Annotated in this window: 8 protein-coding genes and 1 tRNA gene; 2 read left to right on the top strand and 7 right to left on the bottom strand. The window is 67.4% G+C overall.

The window, feature by feature from the left end; genetic code table 11:
• A partial coding sequence (locus WKI94_RS11135) for a M28 family peptidase (RefSeq protein ID WP_337845800.1) occupies positions 1-604 on the top strand: 604 nt, incomplete at its 5' end.
• Here the strand turns inward: WKI94_RS11135 and WKI94_RS11130 are convergent.
• Genes WKI94_RS11130 through WKI94_RS11120 form a run of 3 tightly spaced genes read right to left on the bottom strand, consistent with a single transcriptional unit; the run spans position 546 to position 4267 of the window.
• Positions 546-1289, bottom strand: a complete 744-nt coding sequence (locus tag WKI94_RS11130) for an amino acid ABC transporter ATP-binding protein (protein WP_337845799.1) — start codon at positions 1287-1289, stop codon at positions 546-548. The genes WKI94_RS11135 and WKI94_RS11130 overlap by 59 nt on opposite strands.
• Positions 1286-3268 (bottom strand): TRAP transporter permease, encoded by a 1983-nt coding sequence (locus WKI94_RS11125; protein ID WP_337845798.1) that lies wholly within the window; start codon positions 3266-3268, stop codon positions 1286-1288. Before WKI94_RS11125 ends, WKI94_RS11130 begins: the two co-directional genes overlap by 4 nt.
• 57 nt (positions 3269-3325) lie before the next feature.
• Positions 3326-4267, bottom strand: a complete 942-nt coding sequence (locus WKI94_RS11120; protein ID WP_337845797.1) for a TAXI family TRAP transporter solute-binding subunit — start codon at positions 4265-4267, stop codon at positions 3326-3328.
• Between the two features lie 96 nt (positions 4268-4363).
• Between WKI94_RS11120 and WKI94_RS11115 the strand changes: the two genes are divergently transcribed.
• Positions 4364-4438: transfer RNA gene (locus WKI94_RS11115), tRNA-Val, on the top strand.
• Between the two features lie 77 nt (positions 4439-4515).
• Here the strand turns inward: WKI94_RS11115 and WKI94_RS11110 are convergent.
• The 4 genes from WKI94_RS11110 to WKI94_RS11095 form a co-directional block, all read right to left on the bottom strand.
• Complete coding sequence (locus WKI94_RS11110) at positions 4516-5691, bottom strand: site-specific integrase (RefSeq protein WP_015716573.1); 1176 nt, start codon at positions 5689-5691, stop codon at positions 4516-4518.
• Positions 5691-5822 (bottom strand): hypothetical protein, encoded by a 132-nt coding sequence (locus tag WKI94_RS11105; protein WP_015716574.1) that lies wholly within the window; start codon positions 5820-5822, stop codon positions 5691-5693. Before WKI94_RS11105 ends, WKI94_RS11110 begins: the two co-directional genes overlap by 1 nt.
• Positions 5812-5991 (bottom strand): helix-turn-helix domain-containing protein, encoded by a 180-nt coding sequence (locus WKI94_RS11100; RefSeq protein WP_015716575.1) that lies wholly within the window; start codon positions 5989-5991, stop codon positions 5812-5814. The genes WKI94_RS11105 and WKI94_RS11100 overlap by 11 nt, the downstream gene beginning before the upstream one ends.
• Before the next feature lie 852 nt (positions 5992-6843).
• Positions 6844-7192: DNA polymerase (locus tag WKI94_RS11095; protein ID WP_337845796.1), on the bottom strand; the 349-nt coding region annotated here is incomplete at its 5' end.

The following is a 7192-nucleotide window of genomic DNA, read 5'->3' as shown; positions in this document are numbered from 1 at the left end:
GGCCTACTTCCTGGCCCAGGCGGGCCTCCTCCTTCACCGAGAGCTCAAAGCCCCTTACGTGGAAGGGGGGAACGACAACGGAAGCGGGGTGGCGGTGGCCACCGCCCTTTTCCTGAAGACCACCCCGCCGCCCGGCTTCCGCCTGGGCCTGGCCCTCACGGGGTGCGAGGAGGTGGGGGCCCTGGGGGCTAGGGCCCTCCTTCCTCACCTGCCCCCGGGTACCCTGGTCCTCAACCTGGACAATGTAGGCCGGGGGGAGCTCTTCTACGCGGAAGGGGAGGGGATGCTCCGCTTTTACCCCTACCGGGGGCCCCTTCTGGAGGCGGCCCGCACCCTGGAGGCGGCCCGGCCCCTCCGCTACCGCCTGGCCTACTTTGACGCCCTGCCCCTGGCCCAACGGGGCTTCCCCTGCCTCACCCTGATCCGCCTGGAAGGGGACGTTCCCCCCGACTGGCACTGGCCCACGGACACCTTCGCCCGGCTGGACCCAAAGGCCCTGGAGGCCACCCTGGCCTACGCCCGGGCGCTTTTGGAGCGGGTGTTTGCTAGTGGTGCAGGACCCTATGCAAAAAGGTCCGGGTCCTCTCCTCCCGGGGCTGGGTGAAGATGGCCTCGGGGGGGCCTTCCTCCACGATCTCCCCCCGGTCCATGAAGACCACCCGGTCCGCCACCTCCCGGGCGAAGCCCATCTCGTGGGTCACCACCACCATGGTCATCCCCCCGCGGGCCAGGTCCCGCATCACGTCCAGGACCTCCCCCACCATCTCCGGGTCCAGGGCGGAGGTGGGCTCGTCAAAGAGCATGAGCTTGGGCTCCATGGCCAGGGCCCGGGCGATGGCCACCCGCTGCTGCTGGCCACCCGAGAGCTGGTTCGGGTACTTCTTGGCCTGGTCGGCGATGCCCACCCGTTCCAGGAGCTCCATGGCCTTCCTTTCCGCCTCCTTTCGGGCCATGCGGCGCACCCGGATGGGGCCTAGGGTGACGTTGTCCAAGACGGTCATGTGGGGGAAGAGGTTGAACTGCTGGAAGACCATGCCCACCTCCCGGCGGATCCTGGGGAGGAGGCGGTCGTTCTTTACGTTCATACCGTCCACCACCACCTCGCCCTCCTGGAAGTCCTCCAGGCGGTTGATGCAGCGGATGAGGGTGCTCTTTCCCGAGCCCGAGGGGCCGATGACCACCAGTTTTTCTCCCGGGTCCACCTCCAGATGGATGCCCTTCAGCACGTGGAGATGGCCGAAGTGCTTGTGCAGGTTTCGGATGCGCACCAGGGGTTCCACAGAACTCATTTTCGCACCCGCTGGACCAAGTAGGCGAGGAGGAGAAGCCCAAGGCCGATGGCATCCGTGAAGAGGCCCGGCACCACCAGGGTGAGGGCCGCGGCCAGGAGGAGGGCCCGCTCGGGGAGGGTGGTCCGCTTGTGGAGGAAGCCCACCAGGCTCGCACTGAAGGCGGTCATGCCTAGGAGGGCGGTGAGGAAGATCCAAACCCCTTCCCCAAGGCTTTCTACTCCGATGAGGAGGAGCTTGGGGTTGAAAAAGAACATGTAGGCGAGGAGGGCGGTGCGAAGCTCATACAGGAAGCCCTGGACCGCGGTCTTCCAGAAGTCCGAGCGGGCGATGGCGCTGGCGGCGTAGGCGGCCAGGGCCACCGGGGGGGTGGAGTCGGCCATGATGCCGAAGTAGAAGACGAACATGTGGGCGGCCACCGGGGGCACGGCGTAGCCCGCCTTTTCCGCAAGGCTAAGCACCACCGGCACCACCAGGCTCGCCATAACGATGTAGTTGGCGGTGGTGGGGAGGCCCATCCCTAGGAGGAGGCTTGTGAGTTGGGCCAGAATCAGGACCAGGATGAGGTTCCCCCCGGAAAGCCTTTCCACGATGTCCACCAGCCCGAAGCCGATGCCGGTCATGGTCACGATGCCCACGATGACCCCCGCGCTGGCGGTGGCCAGGGCGATGCCCACCATGCCGCGGGCCCCGGCCTCGAGGCCCTCCAGGGTAAGCCGGAGGCCCGTCCCAAGCCCCGGCCCCAGCCCCCGCCCCTCCCGCCAGGCCCGGTAGCCCTCCTGGAGGAAGAGGAGGAGGAGCATGAGGAAGAGGGTGTTCAGGGCCGCCCGCTCCGGGGTGAGCTTCAGGCCCACCAGGGCGTAGATGAGGTAGAGGAGGGGAAGGAGGTAGTGGGCCCCCCCGCGGAGGATGGGGCCCAAAGGGGGAAGCTCCGAGCGGGGCACCCCCTTGAGGCCCAGGAGGAGGGCCTCGAGGTGCACGGTGATGAAGAGGGTGGCGTAGGCCAGGACCGCGGGGATGGCGGCCATGAGGATGAGGGTGCTGTAGGGGATCTGCAAAAACTCCGCCATGATGAAGGCCGCGGCCCCCATCACCGGGGGCATGAGCTGGCCGTTGGAGGAGCTCGCCACCTCCACCGCCCCTGCTTTCTCCGCCGGGTAGCCCACCCGCCTCATGAGGGGGATGGTGAAGGTGCCGGTGGTGACCACGTTGGACACCGAGCTCCCCGAGACCACCCCGGTCATGGCGCTCGCCACCACCGCAGCCTTGGCGGGCCCGCCCCGAAAGTGGCCAAGGAGGGCGTAGGCCACCTGGATGAAGAACCGGCCCGCCCCTGCCTTTTCCAACAGGGCCCCAAAGAGGACGAAGAGGAAGACGAAGGTGGCGGAGACCCCCAAGGGCACCCCCCAGATCCCCTCCGCGGTGGTGTAGAGCTGGCCCATGAGCTGGCCCCAGGTGCTCCCCGCGTGGAGCTGGAGCCAGGGGGGAAGGGTGAAGGGGAGGAGGCCTTTAGGGCCGGTGAGGGCGTAGAGGATGAAGGCCGAGGCGATGATGGGGAGGGCGGGCCCCACCACCCGCCAGGCGGCCAGGAAGAGGACGAGGAGGGTAAGGGTCCCCATGAAGACGTCCCGCTGGCTAGGGATCCCGCCCCGAAGCTGAGTGATGCCGTAGTAGTCCAGGACCACGTAAAGGGCCCCCACCGCCCCCAGGAGGGCCAGGGCCCAGTCCAGGAGGGGAATCCTATCCTTGGGCCCCCGCCTGCCCGGGTAGGCCAGGAAGGCCAGGGCCAGGGCGAAGGCCAAGTGGACTGCCCTCAGGCGCAAGGGGTCCAGGGTCCCAAGCTCCGTGGCCCAGAGCTGGAACAGGCTCCAGAGGACCCCAAGGCCAAAGAGGGCGCCTCGAGCCCAGGGCCCCTTGGGCTTCCTGCCCCCAAGCTCGCTCTCCTCCACCGCCAAGAGGTCGGCTGTGGCTTCCTTCATTCAGGCCTCCTTAAGAAAACCCCCCCGGGCCGGGGGGGCTTGGAGGAAGGGGGTGCCCTACTTCAGGACCCCCGCCTCCTTGTAGAACCGTTCCGCCCCGGGGTGGAGGGGGATGGGGAGCCCTTTCACCGCCTTCTGGAGGGAGAAGAAGCGTTCCAGGTTGGGGTGGATCTTCTTGAAGGCCTCCTGGTTGCCGAAGACCGCCTTCATGAACTTGTAAACCGTGTCGGCGGAGAGCTTCTCGCTGGCGATGAGCATGGCCTGGACGGCCACCGTGGGGGTGGTCACGTCCACGCCCTTGTAGGTGCCCCCGGGGATGTTGAAGCCCACGTAGAAGGGGTACTTCTTGGCGATGGTCTGCACCCGGTTAAGGTCCACGGCCACCAGGGCGATGGGGGTGGTGAGGGCCAGCTGCTGGATGGCCCCTGCCCCCAGGCCCACGGTGTAGAAGAGGGCATCCGCCCGCTTGTCCTGCATGAGCTGGATGCCCTGGGTGGCGCTCACCCGGATGGCCTGGCCCAGGTCGTCAAAGGTGAGGCCGTAGGCCTCGAGGATCTGCCGGGCGTTCTGCTCCGTGCCAGAGCCCACGTCCCCCACCACCACCCGCTTGCCCTTGAGGTCGGCCACGGTGCGGATCCCGGCGTCCTTCCGAGCCACGATGTGGACCACCTCGGGGTAGAGGGCGGCCAGGGCCCGGATGCCCTTCACCGCCTTGCCCTCAAAGGCCGGGATGCAGCAGCCCTGGTAAGCGTAATAGGCGATGTCGTTCTGGGCCAGGGCCATCTCAAACTCCCCCGCGGCGATGGCGTTGATGTTGGCCACGCTCCCGCCGGTGGAGCGGGCGTTGGCCCGGAGGCCTACGTTGGCGTCGTTGACCAGCTTGGCCATGCCCGTGGCCACGGGGAAGTAAACCCCGGTGGTGGAGCCGGACCCGATGGTGATGAACTCCTGGGCAAAACCCAGGCCAAGCAGCGCGAGGAACGGCAAAACCTTACGCATCCTTCACCTCCTTAAACCGAGGGGCAGTATACCCGTCCCCAGGCCCTAGGGCAAGCTTGACACCCCTTGGTCCCCATGCTAGCCTGTAGTTCGCGTGGGCGGCTAGCTCAGCGGAAGAGCGCTCGCCTCACACGCGAGAGGTCGTAGGTTCAAGTCCTACGCCGCCCACCAGCTCCAGGACGCAAAGCTTCCCCCCACGGTAGCGTGGGGGGAAACCCTTTAGCCGGTTTATCAGCCGGTCTATCCGTTCAGGCTTGGGCGCGGGGGGCGGGGTAGAGAAGTTCTTCCAGGTCCAGCACCCACCCCCGGCGCTCCTCCTCCAGAAGGTGGCGGTACACATTCAGGGTGATGGTGGGGCTGGCGTGGCCCAGCCGCTCACTCACCACCTCCAGGGGCACGCCCCGGGAGAGGGCCAGGGTGGCCCAGGTGTGCCTGAGGTCGTGCACCCTCACCCGGCCCAGGCCCGCCCTTTCCGCCAGGCGGCGCAGGTAGTGGTTGAACGCGTCCGGATCCACGGGCTTTACCCCGCCCACCAGGAAGAGCCCGTCCACCTCCTCCGGGGTGAGCCTTGCCAGAAGCTCCTCCCTCCGGGCCTTCAGGCGAAGGAGGAGGCCACGGGGCAAGGGCACCTTGCGCTTGGCCGTGGGGGTCTTGGGCTCGGAGAAGGCTCCCCTTCCGGCCACCTTTACCCAAGCCCGTCCCACGGTAAGCTCCCCGGCCTCCAGGTCTATGTCCCGCCATTGCAGGGCCAGGGCCTCGCCCCGGCGGAGCCCGGTTTCCAGCATGAGCCGGAGGAGCAGGGCCATGTCCTTGGACCGGGAGGCTTCGGCGGCCTCCAGAAGCCGGGCCACCTCGTGGGGCTCCAGGGCCCTGGCCGCCTTCTCCCCCTTGGGCAGGCGCACCTTCACGGCTTCGGCGGGGTTTCTGGCCACCAGTTCCAGCCGTAGGGCCTCCCGGAAGAGGGCCTTGAGCCGCATGAGCACCCGGCCCACGGTGCGGGGGGCGTAGCCTGCTTCCACCACCCGGTCCACGGCGGCCCGCACATGGACCGGCTTCACCTCCTGGAGCCGCATGCGGCCCAGGGGGTCGTGGGCCTTGGGGTCCTTGAGGGAGGGGAGGGCGTGGGCCAGCTCGTCCAAGGCCAGGCGGATGGAGTTCGGCCTAAGCCCCTCCCGCTCCAGGCGCTTCAGGTACTCCAGGGCGAAGTCCCGCGTGGTGAGCCTGGAAGGGTCGGTGAGGAGCCCCTTGGCCTGGGCGGCCACCATATCCGCCAGGGCCCTTTCGGCCTCCTTGCGGGTTTCGCAATGCTTCTCCCGCTTGACCTTCCGGCCCGTGGCGGGGTCTACCCAGGTGAGCTGGGCCACCCACTTCCCCTTGCCCTCGTGGTAGAAGACGCTTCCGCCCCCTTTGCCGCGCCTTCGCATCACCACCTCCTACGCTTCCTCCCCTTGCGCCAAAGCCACCGGGCCCGGCGTAGGGCCCACCGCTTGCCCACCCGGCCCCGGGCCAGCATCTTGGCGAAGCGAAGCCAGGACCAGAGCTTTCTAAGGTTCACGGTACTCCTTCCCCCCCAAGAACGCCTCCACGGCGGCCCTCGGGATGCGCCAAACCCGGCCCACCTTCACCGCGTGGAGCTTTTTGGCGTAGATGAGCTTTTCCACCGTCTTGCGGCTAACCCGGAGGAGCTTGGCCACTTCCTCCACGGTCAAGACTTCTCCTTGCATGCCCGTAAGATACCACAGAAGCCCGGAGGAGGGTAGTGAGGGGTGTTCATTCGCGAAATCTTTCTTTCGCGCAGGAGGGTGGAAAACTCAGAAAACTCAGAATGGGTAAGGCCCCCCTGAGGGCATAGGAGAGGGCTCCAGCACTCGCGTCTTCCTCGGCATTTGCTACCTCCTTAAATCCCCACCCCCCCCCGGGGTTTGCCTGAGTATGAGCCTGCCTGTGGCAGAGGCGTTAACCCTTGAGGTTTCACCCTCCGGGGTTAGCGCAATAGGCGGTTAGCATTTAAACCGCCCGGGGGGTTATCCCCCAGTCCAGGTAGGGCTCCCCTTCCACCTCCACGGGGACGGGAAGGGGGTGTAGCCTAAGGGGTTTTGCCGCACCCCCGGCGTAGCGAAACAACCCGCCAGGCGTTTCGCTATGTTGCGAAACAACCCCCAAAGTGTTCCGCTATGTCCCGTTTCGGCCAAAACCCGGGTTTGCGCCGTTATGGGCCGAAACGCCAAACTCGTGGCCCCTTCCAAATCCCCGAGAGTCCTCTTGCGCGTGGGCATTCTCTCACCTCCTCACCCCTCACCCCCCGGGGGGTTGCCACGCCCAGAGGGTCTTAGGCCCGTCCGTCCAAACCCACCCGAGGGGGCCAAGGTCCACCGCTTCCCGGAGAAACTTCCCCCCAAGGTAGGGCCACATGCGGGCCGTGATGCCCGCGAAACGGCACCACGGCCACATGGCGGCTACCCACCTGGCCACGGCGTGGAAGGGGGAAGGGTCCTCCGGCCCAACCTCGAGGCCCGGGACTTCCGGGGGTCCCGCTCCCTCCAGGTCAACCTCAAGCGCCAAACGCTCCTTCGCGGTCATGCCTCCTCCCACGGCGTGGCCCCCCAGTCCCGGTAGATGCCTCCTTCCACCTCCACGGGCACCGCGCCCCCAAGCACCTCCTCCATCCCCCGGCGCATGAGGGCGGTGAGGGTTTCCAGGTACTCCTTGGCCCCCTCCTCGGGGGCCTCCAGCACCACCTCGTCATGCACCGCCAGGACGGGGAAGGCTCCCCAGAGTAGGCCCCGGTTCTCCCAGAGGAGGGCCAGGGCCATCTTGAGCCCGTCCGCCCCGGTTCCCTGTACCGGGGTGTTGAGCTTTTCCGTGTAGCGGTCCGTGGTCCTCCTCCGGCCCAAGAGGGTCCTCACCACCACCTCCCCCTCAGGC

Source organism: Thermus sp. (assembly GCF_037444525.1).
Lineage (GTDB): Bacteria > Deinococcota > Deinococci > Deinococcales > Thermaceae > Thermus.
This window is presented reverse-complemented; position numbering and strand designations above follow the sequence as displayed.

Coding starts and splice junctions, on each gene's coding strand:
- WKI94_RS11130 (WP_337845799.1), bottom strand. CDS start 1,289: ATGAGTTCTGTGGAACCCCTGGTGCGCATCCGAAACCTGCACAAGCAC.
- WKI94_RS11125 (WP_337845798.1), bottom strand. CDS start 3,268: ATGAAGGAAGCCACAGCCGACCTCTTGGCGGTGGAGGAGAGCGAGCTT.
- WKI94_RS11120 (WP_337845797.1), bottom strand. CDS start 4,267: ATGCGTAAGGTTTTGCCGTTCCTCGCGCTGCTTGGCCTGGGTTTTGCC.
- WKI94_RS11110 (WP_015716573.1), bottom strand. CDS start 5,691: ATGCGAAGGCGCGGCAAAGGGGGCGGAAGCGTCTTCTACCACGAGGGC.
- WKI94_RS11100 (WP_015716575.1), bottom strand. CDS start 5,991: ATGCAAGGAGAAGTCTTGACCGTGGAGGAAGTGGCCAAGCTCCTCCGG.